19 protein-coding genes and 1 tRNA gene are annotated in these 19,647 nt (G+C 71.6%); 7 read left to right on the top strand and 13 right to left on the bottom strand.

Translation table 11 applies throughout. From position 1 onward, the window contains the following. Window positions 1–97 precede the first annotated feature (97 nt). The 7 genes from thrB to HDC37_RS03725 all read right to left on the bottom strand — a co-directional run bounded on the left by thrB (window position 98) and on the right by HDC37_RS03725 (window position 8,424). The gene (gene thrB / locus HDC37_RS03755) at window positions 98–1,027 is read right to left on the bottom strand and encodes a homoserine kinase (protein WP_308472082.1); all 930 of its coding nucleotides are present in this window, start codon (window positions 1,025–1,027) and stop codon (window positions 98–100) included. 5 nt (window positions 1,028–1,032) lie between these two features. Continuing rightward, a complete protein-coding gene (thrC, locus tag HDC37_RS03750) occupies window positions 1,033–2,121 on the bottom strand; it encodes a threonine synthase (RefSeq protein ID WP_179559009.1) in 1,089 nt (362 codons plus the stop codon). Window position 2,122: 1 nt separating this feature from the next. Next, window positions 2,123–3,460: a homoserine dehydrogenase gene (locus HDC37_RS03745; RefSeq protein ID WP_179559008.1), complete on the bottom strand. Its 1,338-nt coding sequence runs from the start codon at window positions 3,458–3,460 to the stop codon at window positions 2,123–2,125. Beyond that, the gene (gene lysA / locus HDC37_RS03740; protein ID WP_179559007.1) at window positions 3,453–4,895 is read right to left on the bottom strand and encodes a diaminopimelate decarboxylase; all 1,443 of its coding nucleotides are present in this window, start codon (window positions 4,893–4,895) and stop codon (window positions 3,453–3,455) included. Before lysA ends, HDC37_RS03745 begins: the two co-directional genes overlap by 8 nt. Window positions 4,896–5,057: 162 nt before the next feature. Further along, complete coding sequence (locus HDC37_RS03735) at window positions 5,058–5,885, bottom strand: DUF2993 domain-containing protein (RefSeq protein WP_179559006.1); 828 nt, start codon at window positions 5,883–5,885, stop codon at window positions 5,058–5,060. A 4-nt stretch (window positions 5,886–5,889) separates the two neighbouring features. Continuing rightward, window positions 5,890–7,554: an arginine--tRNA ligase gene (gene argS / locus HDC37_RS03730; protein ID WP_179559005.1), complete on the bottom strand. Its 1,665-nt coding sequence runs from the start codon at window positions 7,552–7,554 to the stop codon at window positions 5,890–5,892. Between the two features lie 48 nt (window positions 7,555–7,602). Further along, on the bottom strand, window positions 7,603–8,424 hold the full coding sequence (locus HDC37_RS03725; protein ID WP_179559004.1) for a transglutaminase family protein: 822 nt from the start codon (window positions 8,422–8,424) through the stop codon (window positions 7,603–7,605). A gap of 69 nt (window positions 8,425–8,493) precedes the next feature. On the opposite strand from HDC37_RS03725, the gene HDC37_RS03720 reads away from it, so the two are divergent. Together HDC37_RS03720 and HDC37_RS03715 are read left to right on the top strand one after the other, a co-directional pair. Beyond that, complete coding sequence (locus tag HDC37_RS03720) at window positions 8,494–9,315, top strand: SGNH/GDSL hydrolase family protein (RefSeq protein ID WP_308472070.1); 822 nt, start codon at window positions 8,494–8,496, stop codon at window positions 9,313–9,315. 43 nt (window positions 9,316–9,358) lie between these two features. After that, window positions 9,359–9,431: transfer RNA gene (locus HDC37_RS03715), tRNA-Arg, on the top strand. A gap of 541 nt (window positions 9,432–9,972) precedes the next feature. Here the strand turns inward: HDC37_RS03715 and HDC37_RS03710 are convergent. Genes HDC37_RS03710 through HDC37_RS03700 form a run of 3 tightly spaced genes read right to left on the bottom strand, consistent with a single transcriptional unit; the run spans window position 9,973 to window position 12,546 of the window. After that, window positions 9,973–10,875 carry a CPBP family intramembrane glutamic endopeptidase gene (locus HDC37_RS03710; protein ID WP_179559003.1) on the bottom strand — a complete coding sequence of 301 codons (903 nt, stop codon included), beginning with the start codon at window positions 10,873–10,875 and terminating at the stop codon, window positions 9,973–9,975. Then, window positions 10,875–11,609, bottom strand: a complete 735-nt coding sequence (gene trmB, locus HDC37_RS03705; protein ID WP_179559002.1) for a tRNA (guanosine(46)-N7)-methyltransferase TrmB — start codon at window positions 11,607–11,609, stop codon at window positions 10,875–10,877. Before trmB ends, HDC37_RS03710 begins: the two co-directional genes overlap by 1 nt. A 40-nt stretch (window positions 11,610–11,649) precedes the next feature. Next, complete coding sequence (locus HDC37_RS03700; RefSeq protein ID WP_179559001.1) at window positions 11,650–12,546, bottom strand: DUF3097 family protein; 897 nt, start codon at window positions 12,544–12,546, stop codon at window positions 11,650–11,652. Between the two features lie 140 nt (window positions 12,547–12,686). Here HDC37_RS03700 and HDC37_RS03695 point away from each other — a divergent pair, with 140 nt between their 5' ends. The 4 genes from HDC37_RS03695 (at window position 12,687) to HDC37_RS03680 (ending at window position 16,831) form a co-directional block, all read left to right on the top strand. Then, the gene (locus tag HDC37_RS03695; protein WP_179559000.1) at window positions 12,687–14,681 is read left to right on the top strand and encodes a TPM domain-containing protein; all 1,995 of its coding nucleotides are present in this window, start codon (window positions 12,687–12,689) and stop codon (window positions 14,679–14,681) included. 97 nt (window positions 14,682–14,778) lie between these two features. After that, window positions 14,779–15,531, top strand: coding sequence for a PspA/IM30 family protein (locus tag HDC37_RS03690; RefSeq protein WP_179558999.1), 753 nt, complete (start codon window positions 14,779–14,781; stop codon window positions 15,529–15,531). Between the two features lie 65 nt (window positions 15,532–15,596). Further along, window positions 15,597–16,409: an arginase family protein gene (locus HDC37_RS03685; RefSeq protein ID WP_179558998.1), complete on the top strand. Its 813-nt coding sequence runs from the start codon at window positions 15,597–15,599 to the stop codon at window positions 16,407–16,409. Continuing rightward, window positions 16,406–16,831, top strand: a complete 426-nt coding sequence (locus tag HDC37_RS03680; protein ID WP_179558997.1) for a Fe-S oxidoreductase — start codon at window positions 16,406–16,408, stop codon at window positions 16,829–16,831. Before HDC37_RS03685 ends, HDC37_RS03680 begins: the two co-directional genes overlap by 4 nt. On the opposite strand, the gene HDC37_RS03675 is transcribed toward HDC37_RS03680, so the two are convergent. The 3 genes from HDC37_RS03675 to HDC37_RS03665 are packed head-to-tail and all read right to left on the bottom strand — an operon-like array spanning window position 16,815 to window position 18,589. Next, a complete protein-coding gene (locus HDC37_RS03675) occupies window positions 16,815–17,291 on the bottom strand; it encodes an SIP domain-containing protein (protein WP_179558996.1) in 477 nt (158 codons plus the stop codon). The two genes, HDC37_RS03680 and HDC37_RS03675, sit on opposite strands and share 17 nt — an antisense overlap. 33 nt (window positions 17,292–17,324) lie before the next feature. Then, window positions 17,325–18,107, bottom strand: coding sequence for a tyrosine-protein phosphatase (locus tag HDC37_RS03670; RefSeq protein ID WP_179558995.1), 783 nt, complete (start codon window positions 18,105–18,107; stop codon window positions 17,325–17,327). Continuing rightward, the gene (locus HDC37_RS03665; RefSeq protein ID WP_179558994.1) at window positions 18,104–18,589 is read right to left on the bottom strand and encodes a carboxymuconolactone decarboxylase family protein; all 486 of its coding nucleotides are present in this window, start codon (window positions 18,587–18,589) and stop codon (window positions 18,104–18,106) included. Before HDC37_RS03665 ends, HDC37_RS03670 begins: the two co-directional genes overlap by 4 nt. Before the next feature lie 51 nt (window positions 18,590–18,640). Between HDC37_RS03665 and HDC37_RS03660 the strand changes: the two genes are divergently transcribed. Then, window positions 18,641–19,591: an alpha/beta fold hydrolase gene (locus tag HDC37_RS03660; RefSeq protein ID WP_179558993.1), complete on the top strand. Its 951-nt coding sequence runs from the start codon at window positions 18,641–18,643 to the stop codon at window positions 19,589–19,591. The last annotated feature ends 56 nt before the right edge of the window (window positions 19,592–19,647 follow it).

Below are 19,647 nucleotides of genomic sequence, written 5' to 3'. Positions count from 1 at the left end.
GTCCGGATCCCGGCGACCTGGCGTGGCTAGAGCGCTGCGGCAGGACGAGAGGTGTGCGGTGGTTTCGCAGAATTGCGACGGAGGCCAGATTCACGTATCACGTGGAACCCTCCGCGTACTCCTTCACTGTACCACCCTTGACGTCGACGGCCAGCATGAGGGCCTCCCACGGGGTGTCGGTGGCGCGCTCGGCGACGGCGACCGCCTCGAGGCGCCGACCGGGCCCGTCGGCGAGCACGAGCACGCTCGGACCGGCCCCCGAGACGACCGCGGCGAACCCCACCGCGCGCAGCGCCCGCACCAGCCTGTCGGTGTCGGGCATCGCCTGTGCGCGGTAGTTCTGGTGCAGCTTGTCCTCCGTGGCCGCGAGCAGCAGCTCGGGGCTCTGGGTGAGCGCGGCGATCAGCAGCGCCGACCGCGAGACGTTGAACACGGCGTCCTCTCGCGGCACCTGGAGCGGCTGCAGGCTCCGCGCGACCGCCGTGGACATCGTGAACTCGGGAACGAACACCAGCGGTGCGACACCGCGGTGCACGAGCAGCTTCTTGTGCTGCGGACGCCCGTCGTCGACCCAGGCGATCGTGAGTCCGCCGAAGAGGGCGGGCGCGACGTTGTCGGGGTGGCCCTCCATCTCGGTGGCCAGGCGAAGCAGGGTGTCGTCGTCGAGGTCGACATCGCCGGCGAGGAGCCCCTTCGCGGCGAGGAGTCCCGAGACGACCGCCGCGCCGGAGGAACCGAGTCCCCGCCCGTGCGGGATGACATTCACGGCGCGCAGGCGCAGCCCCGGCATCTCGCGCCCGAACGCGTCGAAGGCATACCGGATGGCCTTGACCACCAGGTGCGACGCGTCGCGCGGCACACCCTCCGCCCCCTGTCCCTCGACCTCGATCTCGAGGCGGCCGGGTTCGAGGGCCGTGACGGTGAGTTCGTCGTAGACGCTGAGAGCGAGGCCGAGAGTGTCGAAGCCGGGACCGAGGTTCGCGCTCGTCGCCGGCACCCGCACGACGACTTCTCGCCCCACGGGCACCCCGCTCACGCCGGTGCCGCGGCGGGGGCCAGGTCGAGCACCGAGGCGACCTCGGTGGTCGCGGCGTCGACGACCGTCGGCTCGACCTGTGAGCCGTCGGCGTTGCGCAGCGCCCACTGCGGGTCCTTCAGCCCGTGCCCGGTGACGGTGAGAACCACGCGCGCCCCGGCGGGGATGACCCCGGCCTCGGCGCGGTCGAGCAGCCCGGCGACGCTGATCGCCGACGCGGGCTCGACGAAGATGCCGACCTCGGCCGAGAGGAGCTTCTGCGCGGCGAGGATGCGCTCGTCGTCGATGGCCCCGAAGAAGCCGTCGGTGGCCTCGCGCTCTTCGAGGGCGAACTGCCAGGACGCAGGGTTGCCGATCCGGATGGCGCTGGCGATCGTCTCAGGATGACGCACGACCGCGCCGGTCACCAGCGGCGCGCTGCCGGCCGCCTGGAAGCCGAACATCCGCGGCACGCGCGTGGCGACTCCCCGCTCGACCTCTTCGCGGTAGCCGCGCGAGTAGGCGGTGTAGTTGCCCGCGTTGCCGACGGGGATGAAGTGGAAATCCGGCGCATCGCCGAGCACCTCGACGACCTCGTAGGCCGCGGTCTTCTGGCCTTCGATGCGGTCGGGGTTGACCGAGTTCACCAGGTGCACCGGGTAGTTGTCGGCGAGCTCGCGTGCGATCTCGAGGCAGTCGTCGAAGTTGCCGCGGATCTGGATGAGCCGGCCCTGGTGCGCCACGGCCTGGCTGAGCTTGCCCATGGCGATCTTGCCCTCGGGCACGAGCACGGCCGCGGTGATGCCGGCGTGTGCGGCGTAGGCCGCCGCCGAAGCGGAGGTGTTGCCCGTGGAGGCGCAGATGACCGCCTTCGCGCCGTGCTCGACCGCGCGCGAGAGCGCGACCGTCATGCCGCGGTCCTTGAACGATCCGGTGGGGTTCATCCCCTCGTACTTCACCCAGACGTCGGCACCCGTGCGCCGCGACAGGGCCGGCGCCGGCAGCAGGGGCGTTCCGCCCTCTCCCAGGGTGACCACGGTGGAGTCGTCGGTCACTCCCAGTCGATCGGCGTATTCGCGGAGGACTCCCCGCCAGACGTGCGCCATGTCACTCTCCTTCCACTCGCAGCACCGAGACGACCCGCTCGACGACGCCGCTGCCGGCCAGTCGTGACACGGTCTCGCTGAGGTCCTGCTCCTTGGCTTTGTGCGTGCCGATGACCAGGCGCGCGGTGTTCTCAGGGGTCTGGGGCGCGGTGCCGCCGCCGGGGACGGGTTCGCCGGCGACCGTCTGCTCGACGGTCGCGATCGACACCCGGCCCTCGGACAGGATGCCCGCCACCGTGGCGAGAACCCCCGGCTGATCGTCGACCTCGAGGGTGATCTGGTACCGCGTGGTGACCTGGCCGATCGGCACGACGGCGAGATTGGCGCGGGTGGACTCCCCCACGCCGACGCCGCCGGCGATATGCCGCCGCGCGGCCGAGACCACATCGCCAAGGACGGCCGAGGCGGTCTGCACGCCGCCGGCGCCTGCGCCGTAGAACATGAGGTTGCCCGCGGCCTCGGCCTGGACGAACACGGCGTTGTTGGCCCCGTGGACGCTGGCGAGGGGGTGGGTGCGGTCGATGAGCGCGGGGTACACCCGGACCGAGATCGACTCGGAGTCGCCGTCGCGCAGGCGCTCGCAGACGGCGAGCAGCTTGATCACGAGACCCGCATGCCGCGCGGCATCCATCATCGCCTTGTCGATCCCGGTGATGCCCTCACGATGGACCGACTCCAGCGGGACCGAGGTGTGGAAGGCCAGGCTCGCCAGGATCGCGGCCTTCTGAGCGGCGTCGTAGCCCTCCACATCCGCCGTCGGGTCGGCCTCGGCGTACCCGAGGCGCTGCGCGTCGGCGAGCACGTCCGCGAACTCGGCACCCTCGGTGTCCATGCGGTCGAGGATGTAGTTCGTCGTGCCGTTGACGATGCCCATGATTCGCTGCACGCGGTCACCGGCGAGCGAGTCGCGCAGCGGCCGGATGATCGGGATCGCGCCCGCCGCGGCGGCCTCGTAGTACACCTGCGCGCCGACCTGGTCGGCGGCGTCGAAGATCTCGGGGCCGTGGGTGGCCAGGAGCGCCTTGTTGGCCGTGACGACGTCGGCGCCCGAGTTGATCGCCTGCAGGAGGTAGGTGCGCGCCGGCTCGATCCCGCCCATGAGCTCGATCACGATGTCCGCTCCGACGATGAGGCTTTCGGCGTCGGTGGTGAACAGCTCCTTGGGCAGGTCCGTCTCGCGAGGCGCGTCGAGGTTTCGCACCGCGATGCCGGCGAGCTCGAGGCTGGCGCTGGCCCGATCGGCGAGCTCGGCGCTGTGCAGACGCAGCAGAGCGGCGACCTGCGAGCCGACGGCGCCGGCTCCCAGGAGCGCGACGCGCAAGCGACGGTAGTCAGGCATGGGGTCCCTTCGTTGACGCGTCGGCAGGCCGCGGCGCGGCGCCGACGTCTCGGGCGAGGAGGTCGTCCACGTTCTCGCCGCGGACGATGAGCCGGGCCTCGCCGTCGCGCACGGCGACGACCGGGGGCCGGGGCACGGCGTTGTAGTTGCTGGCGAGCGAGTAGCAGTAGGCGCCGGTCGCCGGCACGGCGAGCAGATCGCCGGGGGCGACATCGCGGGGCAGGTACTCGAGGTCGACCACGATGTCGCCGGCCTCGCAGTGCTTGCCCACGACCCGGCTGAGCGCGGCGACGGCGGTGCTCGTGCGTGATGCGAGACGCGCGGAGTATTGCGCACCGTAGAGGGCGGTGCGGGCGTTGTCGCTCATCCCGCCGTCGACGCTCACGTACAGCCGGTCGACGCCGGACTCGAGGTGCACGGGCTTGACCGTGCCGACTTCGTACAGCGTGACGCCCGCCTGGCCCACGATGGAGCGTCCGGGCTCGAACGCGAGGCGCGGAACGGGGACGCCGCGGGCCGCGCACTCCTCCGCGACCGCGCCGACGATGGCGGCGGCGAGGTCTGCGATGTCGGTCGGTTCGTCGGCCTCGGTGTAGGCGATGCCGAACCCGCCGCCGAGGTTCAGGGCGGGGACCTCACCGCCCTCGAGCAGCGCGGCGTGCAGGTCGATGAGACGCGCGGCGGCCTCGCGGAATCCGGCCACGCCAAAGATCTGCGACCCGATGTGCGAGTGCAGCCCGCCGAAGCGCAAGCCCGGGATCTCGCGGATCCGGGCGACCGCGGCCGGCGCGTCGTGCAGGGCGAAGCCGAACTTCTGGTCCTCGTGCGCGGTGGCCAGGAACGAGTGGGTCTCGGCGTGCACGCCGCTGTTGACCCGCACGAACACGGTCTGCGGGCCGGTGTGCCCGGCGTCGGCCCGCGCCGTCAGAGCGGCCAGACGCTCGATCTCGATGTGGCTGTCGACCACGATGGAGCCGACGCCCAGGTCGAGCGCCCGCTCGAGTTCGGCGACGCTCTTGTTGTTACCGTGGAAACCCAGGGCCGCGGCATCCGCTCCGCCCGCGATCGCGATGGCGAGTTCTCCGCCGCTGGCGACGTCGACCCCCAGGCCCTCGGCGGTGACCCAGCGCACGATCTCGGTGGACAGGAACGCCTTGCCCGCGTAGTAGACACGCGCCGCGGTGCCGTGCGCGGCGGCGGCGGTCTCGAAGGCTGCGCGTGCACGGCGGGCGTGCTCACGCACCTCCGACTCGTCCATCACATACAGCGGGGTGCCGAACCGCGCCGCGAGCTCCGTCGCCGCGACCCCGCCCAGGACGAGCTCCCCGGCGCCGTCGCGGTGCGCACCCGCAGGCCACACGGCGGCGGCGAGCGCGTTCGGATCCACGGGCACGTCTCGAGCGGCGGACGAGCCGGGCGATGGGGCGGCGGACACGGGTGGGAGACCAATCAGTGGATGCTTCGGCGCGACGTCGACCGGGATCGCCGGTGTGACGGGCTGCCTCGACCGGAAGACTCACGTGTCGGGCAGTCCTTGCAGTCTAGGGCAGAGCCCCACCGCTCACCGGTCGCGGGGCATCCGGCAGCATCCGACCCGTCATGCGCACGTGCCGTTCTCCTGCAGCGCGACGTCGCGGATGATGGCGGGGTCGACATCGAACGATCCCGTCAGCCGGTCGCCTGCCACGGCGAGGTCGGTCAGGGTGATCCCCGCCGGCAGGTCGCCGGCGATGCAGACGGTCCAGGTGCGCAGCACGCCGTCGGCGAGTCCGCCGAACTGGTCGCGCACGCCGTCCGCGGTGAGCTCCGCGCCCGCCACCGACACCGAGGAGGGGGTGAGGGCGAGGTCGCCCTGCACCGCCGAGGGGACGACCGCGATCGTGACCGGCACGTCGACGCCGAACACCGGGAACGCGGTGGACAGGCGCACGTCGGGAGCGTCGAGCGCGACCTCGGCACCGTCGGGGAAGCCCTCGAGGCTCGCGAGGAGGGCCTGCAGCTGCGCCGTGTCGAGGGTGACCGATCCAGATCCGTCCGCCAGGTCGGCATCCCCCCGGATCGGCACCCCTTGGACGCGGACATCGATGTCACCCGTCAACGGCCCGATCGTGACGGCGTCCGAGGAGATCGTCAGGTCGTCGAGGGTCCCGCGGATCAGCTGCGGGAGGACGGCCCCTTCGACCTCGACGTCGATCTGCTGATCGGCGGGGAGGGCGAGGGTGGTGATCACCTGCTCGCGGACGGTGCGGACGACGAGGTCGCGCGCGACGGCCTCCCCCACGAACCAGGCCACGACCGCAAGGCCGGCGACCACGAAGAAGGCCAGCAGCCACGGCCAGAGCCGGCGGCGTCGGCGCGGGGCGGGCGCGGTGGCGAACGCCCACTCGGGGAGCGGCTGCGTCGGCTGGGTGTCCCCCCGGGTCACGGTCCTACATCCGCTCGGGTGCCGAGACGCCGAGGAGCGTCAGGCCGTTGCGGAGCACCTGGCCGGTGGCATCGTTCAGCCACAGACGGGTGCGGTGCACCGGCTCGATGGGCTGATCCCCGAGCGGGATGACGCGGCAGTTGTCGTACCAGCGGTGGTAGAGCCCGGCGAGCTCCTCGAGGTAGCGCGCGACCCGGTGCGGCTCGCGCACCTCGGCGGCGAACGCCACGACACGGGGGAACTCCTGGAGGGCCCCGAGCAGCGCCGACTCCGTCTCGTGGGTGAGCAGCTCGGGGGCGAACTCCGACCGGTCCACCCCGGAGTCCGCGGCGTTGCGCGAGACGTTGTGGGTGCGGGCGTGGGCGTACTGGACGTAGAAGACCGGGTTGTCGTTGGTGCGCTTCTGCAGAACGTCGAGGTCGACATCCAGATTCGAATCGGCCGAGCTGCGCGTCAGCGCGTAGCGTGCGGCATCGACGCCGACGATCTCGACCAGATCCTCCATCGTCACGACGGTTCCGGCGCGCTTGGACATCCGCATCGGCTGCCCGTCCTTGACCAGATTGACCATCTGTCCGATCAGGATCTGCAGAGTGCGGCCGGGCTCGTCTCCGAACGCGGCGCACATCGCCATCATCCGCTTGACGTACCCGTGATGGTCGGCCCCGAGCATGATGATGCACTGGGTGAAGCCGCGTTCGCGCTTGTCGAGGTAGTACGCAAGATCACCCGAGATGTAGGCCGGCTGCCCGTCCGACTTGATGACGACACGATCCTTGTCGTCGCCGAACTGCGTCGTCGCCAGCCACGTGGCACCCTCCGACTCGTAGATGTGACCGAGCTCGCGAAGCCGGGTGACGGCCCGCTCGACGGCGCCGGAGTCGTGCAGGTCGTTCTCGTGGAAGTACACGTCGAAGTCGACACCGAACTCGTGCAGGCTGGCCTTGATCTCGTCGAACATGAACCCCACGCCGAGTTCGCGGAAGACTTCCTGCCGGGCCGCGGGCTCGAGCGCGTCGATGTCGCCGTCATAGGCCAGCGCCACCCGCCGAGCGATGTCGCCGATGTACGCGCCGCCGTACCCGTCCTCCGGGGTCGGCCGACCCTCGTGGGCCGCGAGGAGGCTGCGCGAGAACCGGTCGATCTGCGCCCCGTGATCGTTGAAGTAGTACTCGCGGGTCACCCGCGCACCCTGCGAGGACAGCAGGCGTGCCAGCGCGTCGCCGACGGCGGCCCACCGGGTTCCCCCGAGGTGGATCGGACCCGTCGGGTTCGCGGAGACGAACTCCAGGTTGATGACCTCCGCGGCCAGCACATCACCGGTGCCGTAAGCCTCCCCCGCCTCGACGATCTGCTTCGCCAGTGCGCCCGCGGCAGCGGCATCCAGTCGGATGTTGATGAAGCCGGGTCCTGCCACCTCGACCTCGGCGATGCCGTCGACCGTGCGCAGCCGCTCGGCGATCTCACCGGCGAACTCGCGCGGGTTCGCCCCGACCGCCTTCGCCAGCTTCAGCGCGGCGTTGGAGGCCCAGTCGCCGTGGTCGCGGTTCTTCGGCCGCTCCAGCACGAGATCGGCCGCCGTCAGCCCTTCGCTCGCGCCCGGACGTCGGGCCTCGGCGAGCGGGGTGATGACGTCGAGCAGGGCGGCGGAAAGCGTGTCGGGATTCATAGCCCGACCAGTCTAGATGTGGCGTCGGCACCCGCCGGATGCCGCGGATCAGCCGATCCGCACGAGCGCGCGATGGTCGTCCGCTCCGCCGGGGAGGTCCGGGTCGGCGTCGGCTCCCGTCATCCACTCGGCATTCACCCGCAGGTGCTGCAGCCCCACCGCACCGCCGTGGTAGCTGAGGAACGCGCAGTCGGCAGCGTCCCTGCCGGTGGCGATGCGCACGAGCGAGCGCCGATCGGCCAGGCGGGTCGCGTCGACGACGTACCACGCCCCGTCGAGGTACGCCTCGGCGACGGCGTGGAAGTCCATCGGCGTGAGCCCCGGGGCGTAGCAGGCGGTGTAGCGTGCCGGCACGTCCATCGCCCGCAGCAGCGCGATGACGACGTGCGCGTAATCGCGGCAGACGCCCTGCCCGGTCATCAGCGTCGTGACCGCGCTGTCGGTGCCCTGGCTGAGCCCGGGCGCGTAGGTCGTGCTCGAGGCGACGAAGTCCTCGACGGCGGTCAGCAGCTCGGCGCCCTCGAGACCGCGGAACTGGCGGCGCGCCTGGGCGAACACCTCGTCCGACTGGCAGTACCGGCTCGGGCGCAGGTAGGTGATGGTCTCGAGGTCGCGCGGCTCGGTGGCAGCGGCGGGGCCGGTGACCACGGCGCGGTAGCGCACCTCGAGCACGCCGGCCTCACCGGTGATCCGGTGAAGCCGGCTGCCGTTCTGGTCGACGATCTCGGTGGGCGTGTACTCGCGATCCCCCTGCCGCAGCGTCAGCGACTCCTCGGCGAGAGGCGTGTGGCGGGTCGCCGCGACCTGGAGGATGAGGTCGACGGGAGACCAGATCTCCAGGTCCAATTCAGCGGTCACGACACGCGGCACCGGAGTATCCTCGCATGCTCCGAGAGCGTCGGATTCGGTGCCGCGGCAGGAGTGATCTACCCTTCCCGTGTGACCCGTCCCCTCGCCCCCCGGCTGTCGTGGCGTGGCCGCCTGATCGCGGCCGTGCTGGCGCTCGCCGTCGCCGTCGGCGCCGTGGCCGCCGTCGCCGGCATCCGAGCCTGGTTGACGCCGCCTCCGGCCCCTCCCGTGGCCGTCGCCGCGCCCGAGGATGCGGTCATCCAGCTCGCGCCCCTGGCACTCCCCGAAGCCCCTCGCATCCTCGTGTTCGGTGACTCGTGGACCTTCGGCTCCGCCGCCAGCGACCCATCGCTCGGCTACGCGTACCTCTTGGCCGATCGCCTGGGCGCTGAGGTCGTGGTGAACGGTGTTCGCGGCAGTGGCTACTTGAAGCCGGGCCTGGACGGCGGGTCGTTCGGTGAGCGCGTGGCGGCGCTCGACCCGGCGCTGGACCCCGACCTGGTGATCCTGCAGGGCTCGATCAATGACCGCCGCCTCTACCCCGCGGGGTACTCCGAGGCCGTCACGGCGGCCTGGGATGCGGTCGCGGCGACCTACCCCGAGGCCACCGTCGTGATCCTCGGCCCCGCACCGCAGGTGCTGCCGGTGGAGGCCGCGACCGCCGAGATCGACGACGACCTCGCTGCTCTCGCGGCCGGCCGTGGCTGGTGGTACATCTCCCCCATCGATGAGGAATGGATCACCGGAGCCAACTACGACGCCGTGATCGACACCGGCATCGGCCGCGACCACCCCTCCACCGAGGGCCACGCCTACCTCGCCGACCGCGTCGCCGAGGCCGTCCGCACGCTCGGCGAAGGTGCCGACGTGGTCGCCGACGCGCCGGTGGACGCGGACGTCGTCACCCCCTGACCGTCGGGAAGGCCGCCGCCCGGGTGGTAATCTCGACCGGTACGCCTCCGTAGCTCAGGGGATAGAGCGTTGGTTTCCGGTACCAAAGGTCGCAGGTTCGATTCCTGTCGGGGGCACTCCTTCATCTCGGCGTGATCGCGGTGCCGCGCGCGTTCAGCTCTACGCGCGTCGCCCGATCGACGTGGCGCAGATTGTCACCTTGACGCGCCCAACCCCACCATTTGCGCCACGTTCTCCGCGCCCCGCCGCCCCGCGAGCGATCGAAGTGACGCAGATTGTCACCTTGACGCGCTCAACCCCACCATCTGCGCCACCTTCTCCCCGCCAGCCGGATCGACGTGGCAGAAGTGGTCGCCCACAGCGCCGAAGACCGACCAATTGCGCCACCCCGATTCCGCCCACTGGATCGAGGTGGCAGAAATGGTCGCCCACAGCGCCGAAGACCGACCAATTGCGCCACCCCGATCCCGCCCACCAGATCGAGGTGACGGAAATGGTCGCCCACAGCGGCCGAACACGATCTGCCCGAGCTCGATAGCTCGATGAGGAGGACGACCCGCGCGCCAGGACGACAGGGCGAAGGATGCCGCGGAGCGGCCCGCTGCGGCGAGCGGAGACGTCGCGCCCCGCCTCCGACGGCCGCGACGCGCGCCGCGCTCAGGGGCTGGGGACGAAGAACAGGGCGTCGAGAAGCCCCGGGTTGTGAGCGTGCACGAGGACGGCGAACACCACCGCGTCGAAGAGCAGATGCACCGTGACGACGTAGGCGAGCGACCGCGTGCGCATGAAGATGTAGCCCTGCAGGAGCGCGAACGGAATGGTCAGCACCGGCCCCCACGCGCGGTAGCCGAGCTCCCAGAGGAACGACACGAAGATGATCGCCTGCAGGGCGTTCGCCTGCACGTCGGGGAAGTGCCGCCGCAGCAGTGCGAAGCACGTGCAGATGAAGAACAGCTCGTCCCAGATCCCCACCGCACCCACGCCGACGAACAGTCGGGCGACGAGGTCGGGGGTGTCCACGACCGGCCAGTTCTGGTAGACCCCCGAGGTGATGAAGTAGAACGGCAGGATCAGCCACCCGAGCACCAGCACTCCGACGAGCCAGCCCCACTGCAACGCGGTCCATCGGCCGCCGCCTCGCCAGGGGAAGCGGATCGCGTAGTCGCGGTAGACGAAGCGCGAGATCAGATAGGGCACGAGGACCGCGCCGCCGAGGGCGACGGTGAAGCGCAGCATCGCGATGTTGTCGAGCTCGGCTTTCAGGGGGATCGCACTGACGATGAGCAGGCCGGCGGCGATGAGGGACAGATCGCGGAGGATGCCGGGGGGCCGGCGTCCCTCGAACGCGTCGGCTGTCTTTCCGGAGGCCATCGCACGGCGGGCATCGGCTCGCTCGACCAGGAAGGCGGCGATGAGACCGGCGGCGAGGAGCGCCCACCCGAGCCAGGGCAGCAGCAGCACGAAGAACGCGGGCGCGGCCAGGCACACCAGGATCGCCGGGACGAGCTTCGCCGACACCGCCGGGCGGTGAAGGACGGTGACCTCGTCGACGGCGGGCATCAGCGGCTCCCCGTGCGGCGGTAGGTGAGGTCGCGGATCGACCGGCCGGCGCGCTCGCCCTTCCGCTCGAACGCGGTGAGGACCCGGCCGGGATGACGCTCGGCCCACTCCCCCGCGAAGTCACGGTCGAACCCCGCCGCCTCATCGAAGACGGTGCGCATCTGCCGCGCGTAATCCTCCCAGTCCGTAGCGAGGCGCACGACGCCTCCAGGGCGGAGCACCCGCTGCACCGACGGAAGGAAGCCCGGCTCGATCAGACGGCGCTTGGTGTGGCGCTTCTTGTGCCAGGGGTCGGGGAAGAAGATCCACAGCTCGTCCACCGAGCCCTCCGGCAGGAGATGGGTGAGAACCTCCGGCGCGTTCGCCTCGGCGAGCCGGAGATTGGCCACTCCCGCCCGGTCGGCGTCGAGCATGGTGCGGGCGAGGCCCGCACGGAAGACCTCGACCGCGAGGAAGTCGGTGCCCGGACGGGATGCGGCGGCGTGCACGATCGCGTGCCCCTGCCCCGACCCGATCTCCACCACCAGTGGCGCGCGGCGGCCGTAGACCCGCTCGGGGTCGATGGTCGATCCCGGGTGGACGCTCGTGGCGGCCTCCGCGCGCGGGATCTCCAGGAGGTAGCGGTCCGACAGCTCGTCCCAGGCGCGTTCCTGCGCCTCCGACATCCGGCCGCTGCGGCGGACGAACGACACCGGGCGCTCACGGAAGACGCGGACGTCGGCGGCTTCGGGCATGACTCCAGGCTACCGACCCCTCACACGGCGCCGGGTTCGGTCAGGGCGCCGGTTCGGTGACGGTGCCGGTTCCGGTGACGGTGCCGGTTTCGGTGACGGTGCCGGTTTCGGTGACGAAGTCGATGAGCTCCTCCACGCGGCCGAGGAGGGCCGGCTCGAGGTCGCGGTAGGAGCTCACGCGTCCGAGGATGCGCTGCCAGGCGCGCGCGATGTCGGCCTGATCGCGGGCGGGCCAGCCGAGCGCGCGGCAGACGCCGACCTTGAACTCGATGCCCCGCGGCACCTCCGGCCAGGCGCTGATGCCCATCGCCCGCGGCGTGACGCACTGCCAGACGTCGATGAACGGATGCCCGACGATCCGCACGAAGGGTCCGTGGCGAGACGCCTCGATCGCGGTCGACAGCCGCGACTCCTTCGAGCCCGGCACGAGGTGATCGACGAGCACGCCGTAGCGGCGCTGCGGACCCGGCGGGTCGGCGTCGAGGACATCGGCGAGATGATCGACCCCCTCGAGGTACTCCACCACCACACCTTCGACCCGCAGATCATCGCCCCAGACCTTCTCGACCAGTTCGGCATCGTGGCGCCCCTCGACGAGGATGCGGCTCGCGCGAGCCGTGCGCGCCCGCGCGTCGGCGACGGCGAACGATCCCGACGCCGTGCGCCGCGGCGCCGATGCCGCTGCGGGGCGCGGCGGGTCGAGGATCACGTCGGCTCCGTCGACGAGGAAGCCGGGGCCGAGCGGGAACACCCGCCGGCGTCCGAGGCGGTCTTCGAGTTCGACCAGCCCCCCGGTGACGCCGGTCACAGCTCCGCAGAACCCGTCGTCTGCGACCTCGACGACGAGGTCGCGCTCGGCGGCCACGCGCGTCATCACCGGACGACCGCGCTCGCGCCACCCTGCCGACAGCACGTCGCCACCGTATCGATCGTCCATGCGTTTCCCTCCGAGACCGCGAAGAACCTACCCGTCAGCTGCCGTCGCGTGACGCAGCGACCCGCGAATCGGGCGAGCCTGGACGTTTCCCTACCGCGGCGTCAGCCCCCCTGCATAGACTCACGGTGGGAGGCTGATCCATGCGTGCGCGATGGGCGGCGGCGGTCACGGCGGCGCTGACGATGATCCTCGTGGCGGTCGGACCCGCCGCGTCGGCGACCGACCCGGTGGACCTGGGAGCCGGGTACGTGGTCGACGAGTCCGACGTGCTCGACCAGGCGCAGGAATCGGCGGTCCAGGATCAGCTCGCCGAGCTGTACGACCAGACCGGGATCGACCTCTACGCCGTCTTCGTCTCGGAGTTCACCAACCCCGAGGGCAGCCAGCAGTGGGCCGACGAGGTGGCCTCCCGCAACGGCCTCGGCGTCGACCAGTACGTGCTCGCGGTCTCGACCGACGGGCGGGAGTACTACATCTCCGCCGACAGCGCAGGCCCGGTGTCGGCCGACGAGCTGACCGCCATCGAGGGAGAGATCCGGCCCTTCCTCCGCGACGGAGACTGGGTGGGCGCCGTGACCACGACGGTCGCCGGCTTCGAGTCCGCCACCACCTCCGGCGCCGGGGCGGGGTGGATCTTCGTCCTCGTCCTGGTGGGGATCGCGGCCGTCGTCGTCATCTGGCTCGTCGTGCGCCGCCGCCGCACCGCCGGAGCCGGCGGGAAGACCGGCTCGCCGGAGGTCCCCCAGGTTCCCCTGGCCGAACTCGAGCGACAGTCCGCCTCGGCGCTGGTCGACACCGACGACGCCGTGCGCACGAGCGAACAGGAGCTCGGCTTCGCCCGTGCTCAGTTCGGCGACGCCGCCACCGCGGATTTCGTCGCCGCCCTCGACGCCGCCAAGGCGCAGCTCGCTGAGGCCTTCACGCTCAAGCAGCGCCTCGACGACGAGATCGCCGACACCGAAGCGGACCGGCGGGAGTGGAACGAGCGCATCCTCCAGCTCTGCCAGGCCGCCAACGCCGGGCTCGACGAGAAGGCCGCGGATTTCGATGCGCTGCGCGAGCTCGAGCGCACCGCGCCCGAGGCCCTCGCCCGGGTATCGAGCGAGCGTGAGCACGCCGTCGCCCGCCTCGGCGTCGCCGACGAGCGGCTGACGCGGCTGCGCACGACCTACCGCGACACCGCTCTCAGCGCGGTCGCCGACAACGTCGATCAGGCGCGCCAGCGCCTCGGATTCGCCGAGCAGCAGCTGACCGGGGCCCGGGCCGCCCTGGAGAGCGGCGACGGCGGCGAGGCCGCCGTCGGAATCCGCGCCGCCGAAGAGGCCGTCGACCAGGCCGAGGTGCTCGAGAACGCGGTGGAGAAGCTGGCCACCGATCTGAGCGCCGCCGAGAAGGCGGCATCCGATCTCATCGCCGAGCTCGAGCGCGAGATGGCCGCGTCGGGGGCGCTTCCCGACCCCGACGGGCAGGTCGCCGCCGCCGTCACCGCCACGCGGCAGGTCACCGGGCTCGCCCGCGACGAGATCTCGGCGAGCCCCCGCGACCCGTTCGCGACGCTGCAGCGGCTCCAGGCCGCCGATCAGCAGCTGGACGCGCTCGTCGCGGGGATCCGCGATGCCCAGGCCGAGCAGCGCCGGCTGACCGAGACGCTCTCCCGCACCCTCTCCGGCGCCCGCGCCCGGGTCGCCGCCGCCGAGGACTACATCATGACGCGGCGCGGAGCGGTGGGCGCGAACGCCCGCACCCGGCTGGCCGAGGCCGGCGCCGCCGCCGTCCGGGCTGAGCAGTTGCAGTCCTCCGATCCGCGCTCCGCGCTGGCCGAGGCGCAGCGCGCCCAGGCGCTCGCCGACGAGGCCCTCGCCACGGCCCAACGGGATGTCGGCGCGTTCGACGCCGGCGGATTCGGCAGCGACGGCATGTTCGGCGGTGGTCGAGCCGGAGGCGGCGGCAGCGACGTCCTCGGGGCGATCCTCGGTGGCATCGTGGTCAACTCCCTCCTCAGCGGAGGCGGCGGATCATCACGGCGCTCCGGCGGGTCGGCATCATTCGGGCGCCGATCGGGCGGCGGCGGATTCCGCACCGGTAGCTTCGGAGGGGGCGGCACACGTGGACGCCGTGGAGGTGGCCGCTTCTGACCCGCCGAGCGCTTCCGCACCCACCACCGCCACCGCCACCGACATCGTTCGACCCCGAGCTCCGGCTCACCCCACGTACCGACAGGAAGGAAACATGATGGCCAAGCAGTCCATCTTCGGTCGCATCTCCACGCTCGTCCGAGCGAACATCAACGCCCTCATCGACCAGGCCGAGGATCCGCAGAAGATGCTCGACCAGCTGGTGCGCGACTACACCAACTCCATCGCCGACGCCGAGTCGGCCATCGCCGAGACCATCGGCAACCTGCGCCTGCTCGAGCGCGACCACCAGGAGGACGTGCAGGCGGCGGCCGAATGGGGCAACAAGGCGCTCGCGGCCAGCCGCAAGGCCGACGAGCTGCGCGCCCAGGGCAACACCGTGGACGCCGACAAGTTCGACAACCTCGCCAAGATCGCGCTCCAGCGCCAGATCAGCGAGGAGAACGAGGCGCGAGCGATCGCCCCGACCATCGCCACCCAGACCGAGGTCGTCGACAAGCTCAAGGACGGCCTCAACGGCATGAAGCAGAAGCTGGACCAGCTGAAGTCCAAGCGCTCCGAGCTGCTGTCGCGCGCGAAGGTCGCCGAGGCCCAGACCAAGGTGCACGACGCGGTCCGCTCGATCGACGTGCTCGACCCCACCAGCGAGCTCGGCCGGTTCGAAGACAAGGTCCGCCGCCAGGAGGCCCTGGCCCAGGGCAAGCAGGAACTGGCCGCTTCAAGCCTGGACGCTCAGTTCAACGCACTGGAGGATGTCGGTGAGCTCACCGAGGTCGAGGCGCGGCTGGCTGCGCTGAAGACCGGGGGCCCGACGCCCCAGGCCCTGCCGGCCAGCCCCGACGCGGTCTGATCGCATCGACGGGGGTGGGCGCACGATCGCCCACCCCCGTCGCCGTTCTCACGGAAGGAGTCGACGTGGCACGGTTCATCGTCGTCCCGCAGTGGCAGGGGTCGTCGTCGTCACGGGCGATGCGTCTCATCGACGGCGCGCTCGCGATCGCCGGCGATCTCCCTCGCACGGCCACGACCATCCTCGAGGTCCCCACCGAGGCCGGCGAGGACCTCGGCTCGGGAGTGCGCCGGTTCAGCTCCCTGACACGCATCGCCGAGCTGGTCTCGCGCGCGGTCACCGACGGCGAGGGGCCGGCGGTCATCGTCGGCGGCGACTGCGGCGTGGCCCTTCCCTCCCTCGCAGCACTCGACACCTCCGACGTGGCCGTCCTGTGGCTCGACGCGCACGCCGATCTGCAGACGCCGGCGACATCGCCCAGCGGCGCATTCCACGGCATGGTCGTGCGTGCGCTTCTCGGTGACGCCCCCGCGGGGCTGGCTCTGGACCCGCCGCTGCCGGCGGATCGCGTGCTGCTCGCGGGGACCCGCGAGTTCGACCCGGAGGAGGAGGACTTCGCCCCGGCGTCCGGACTGGTCCTCCTCGGTGCGGACGCCCTCATCGATCCCGACGCGGTCGCCGACGCCGTCGTGGCGACCGGCGCCGGCCGGGTGTATCTCCACGTCGACCTGGACGTCCTCGACCCGAGCGTGATCGGCGGGGTGAGTCACCCGGTGCCGTTCGGCGCAACCGTCGATCAGGTGGTCGGGGTCATCCGCGCGGTGCGCGCGCGCCTCCCGCTCGCCGGTGCGACGCTGACGGAGTTCTCCCCCGCCGCTCCGGAGGCCGCCGTGGACGACCTCGGCACGATCCTGCGCATCGTCGGGGCGCTCGCGTGACGGACGACCGGCCCGACCCCGATCGGTTCATCCCGGCGGTGCTCCTGGACTCACCGGTCAGCTATCTCGGGTACCTCTACGGGTGCGCCCTCGGTCGCGTGTGGGGCGGGCTGTGGAGCACGGGGCGGGTCGAGCGCCGGGGCGGCCTGGTGATCTTCCGCGGCATGCCGTCGTGGACCTTCGCCCGCGGCGGTGTGTGCGTCGGCGACTGCTTCCTCACCGGCGCGGGCACGATCGATGATCGCCTGCTCCGTCACGAGGCCGTGCACAAGCGCCAGTGGCGCCGCTACGGCTTGCTACTGCCGGTGCTCTACCTGCTGGCGGGGCGTGATCCGCTGCGCAATCGCTTCGAGATCGAGGCCGGACTGGAGGACGGCCGCTACCTTCCCCGCAGGTCGGGGCGCGTCAGCGCGCGGAGCTGAGCCCGTACCGAGCCGGGGTGCGGATGTGCGACGGGTCGATCCCGCGCACGCCGGTGAGATGCTCGACGATGTCGACGGTGCCCAGGTAGCCGCCGAGGAGATGGATGCGAGTGGCGTCACCGTCGTCGCAGAGCATCTCGTCAGCCCAGGCGATCACCGCGCGGGACAGTGCCTCGCCCGAGGCGCAGCCGCGACCCGTGCCGGGTGCGCCGCTCCGGCGGGAGCGGTCGAGCCAGGTGAGCACCATCCGCGGCGGAACGGCGATGTCGCGCTGCGCGGAGCTGTCGGGGATCTCGATGAAGACCCGCCCGGTCGAGCACAGCGGAAGGGTCGCCAGCAGCGTCTCGAGTTCGACGAGCGACGACTCGTCGGCGGCGATCACGTGCTGCACGCGCGTGTGCCGCGACGAGCGGCACGCTGCGGTGTTGTGCTCGGTGGGCGACGGGATGGTCTTCGACATGGCTCCACCACTATACCCCCGAGGAAGGGTTGCCTAACCTGAGTCGTTCGACGCGAGGTCTTTCTCGGCGGGGGCGGAGCTGTCGGCGACGGTGTCCTCCTCGACCAGCACGTCGCGAAGCCGCCGCACCTCCTGCTCGGTCATCGCGTGTGCGGTGAGGAAGCCCGCCGCCGACCCGTACCGCGTCTCCAGGTCGTCGAGGAACGCCCGCATCACCGGTGCCGGAGATCGGGTGGCCAGCTCTTCCAGATGCACGGCCTCGGGATGCCACTGCCGCAGCCGCGCCACGATGTCGCGGTTGCGCCACTCGGGCAGGAGTCCCTCGGTGCGGGCGTAGTCGGCGACGATCGCCTCGCGGTCCACACCCGCCGCGGCGAGCGCGACGGCGACGGTGACTCCGGTGCGATCCTTCCCCACCGTGCAGTGGACGAGGGCCGGCGGATCGTCGAGGATCGCGCGGATCGCGGTCACGATCTGCGCACCCGATTCCTCGGCGAGCGAGCGATACATGTCGGACAGACTCATGTCCTGGGTGAAGAACGAGGTCACCGATCCGAGGAAGAGCGGCACGTGGGCCGTCGTCACCGGAAGCGACTCCACGCGGCTCGGGGCGTGGGCGACCTCGTCGTCGGCGCGCAGGTCGACGACGGTGCGGATGCCGAGGCGTTCGATCGCCGCGACCCCGTCGTCGTCAAGCTGGGCGAGGTTCCCCGACCGGAAGAGGACGCCGGATCGCGTCCGGCCATGGCCGGCCGGGAGCCCCCCGGTGTCACGGAAATTTACGCTGCCGGGGACGAGCGGGTCACCGGGGGTCATCGGGGGGTCGCCGCGCTGGTCTCTCGCGTCGGAACCGGGTACCGCCCGGCGATCGCGAGGCGATTGAAGGCGTTGATGGAGATGAGGATCCAGCTGAGCGCGACGTACTCGGCTTCGCTGAGGACGCCGCCGACCCGGTCGTAGACGTCGTCGGGGATCCCGTCGTCGTGGATGAACGTGAAGGCCTCGGCCAGCTCGAGACCTGCCCGCTCGCGCTCGGAGAAGACGCCCGAATCGCGCCAGGTGGCGATCTGCGCGACGACGTCGGCGTCGAGCCCGGCCTTCACGCCCTTCTCCACGTGCACGCGCACGCAGTAGGCGCAGCCGTTGAGCTGAGAGACGTGGATCTGCACGATCTCCTTCAGGCGGTCGTCGATCCCGGCCTCGGCGGCGATCGCCCCGACCTGCTTGGCCAGGCCCGCGAGGGAGCTGTAGGCAGGGGGCGCCGATTTCGCCAGGTGCACGCGCTGTTCCGCGATCATGGCGCCAGCCTACCCGCGCGGCCGCGAGCGGGCCTGAGGCAGAATGGCGGCGTGACCGAACCCGCTGACGAGTTCTCGTTCCTGCCCGAACAGGCCGCCGACGCCGGGCTTACCGGCCCGCTCCCCCGCGGCGAGCGCCTGCAGATCGATCTTGCCGACGGGCGGGTGGTCAGTGGCCTGCGATGGTGGTTCGACTCACCCGGTGACCGGCCCGTGGTGACGTTCCTCCACGGTGCGGGGTTGAACGCCCACACGTGGGACACCACCGTCATCGCCCTCGGCCTCCCGGCTCTTGCGATCGACCTGCCCGGTCATGGCGATTCGTCGTGGCGCGACGACGCCGCGTACGTCGGGCGGATGCTGGCACCCGACGTCGCAGCGGCGATGACCGCGTGGACCGATCGACCCCAGGTGCTCGTCGGACAGTCGCTCGGGGGTCTCACCGCGGCCGCCGTCGCCGCCGCCCGCCCCGATCTCGTCGACCGCCTCGTCGTGATCGACATCACGCCGGGCCTCGACCCGAACGCCGGGGCCGCCGAGATCCGCCGCTTCTTTTCCGGACCCACCGATTGGGCCGACCGCGACGAGCTCGTGGACAGGGCAATGGCGTTCGGGCTCGGCGGCGGTACGCGGGAGAAGGCCGCGCGGGGCGTGTACTTCAACTCGCGCGTCCGCGCCGACGGGCGGGTGGAGTGGAAGCACCACTTCGCCCACCTCGCAGCCGCCGCGTCCGCGGGCGACCGACCCCCGGGCGAGGGAGCGGGAAGCGACGCCGTGGCCGCCGTCCTCGGCGAGGCGGGCTGGGAAGACCTCGCCGCCGTCCGCGCCCCGCTGCAGCTGATCCGCGGCGAGCGCGGCTACGTCACGGCCGCCGACGTCGACGTGTTCCGGGAGCGCGTGCCCGCGGCATCCGTCCTCACCCTCGCCGGCGGCCACAATCTGCAGGAGGACGCCCCCGTCGCCCTGGCGGCGGAGGTGCGCCGGGCCGCGGGGAAGGATTAACGCTTCTGTTGCGTTCGGTGTAACGGGTTCGTCAGGGTTCCCGGCGGTTCCCTAGG

It is taken from the genome of Microbacterium sp. AK009 (genome assembly GCF_013410955.1).
Classification (GTDB): Bacteria; Actinomycetota; Actinomycetes; order Actinomycetales; family Microbacteriaceae; genus Microbacterium.
The sequence above is the reverse complement of the archived record's forward strand: the minus strand, read 5'-3'. Positions and strand labels throughout refer to the sequence as shown.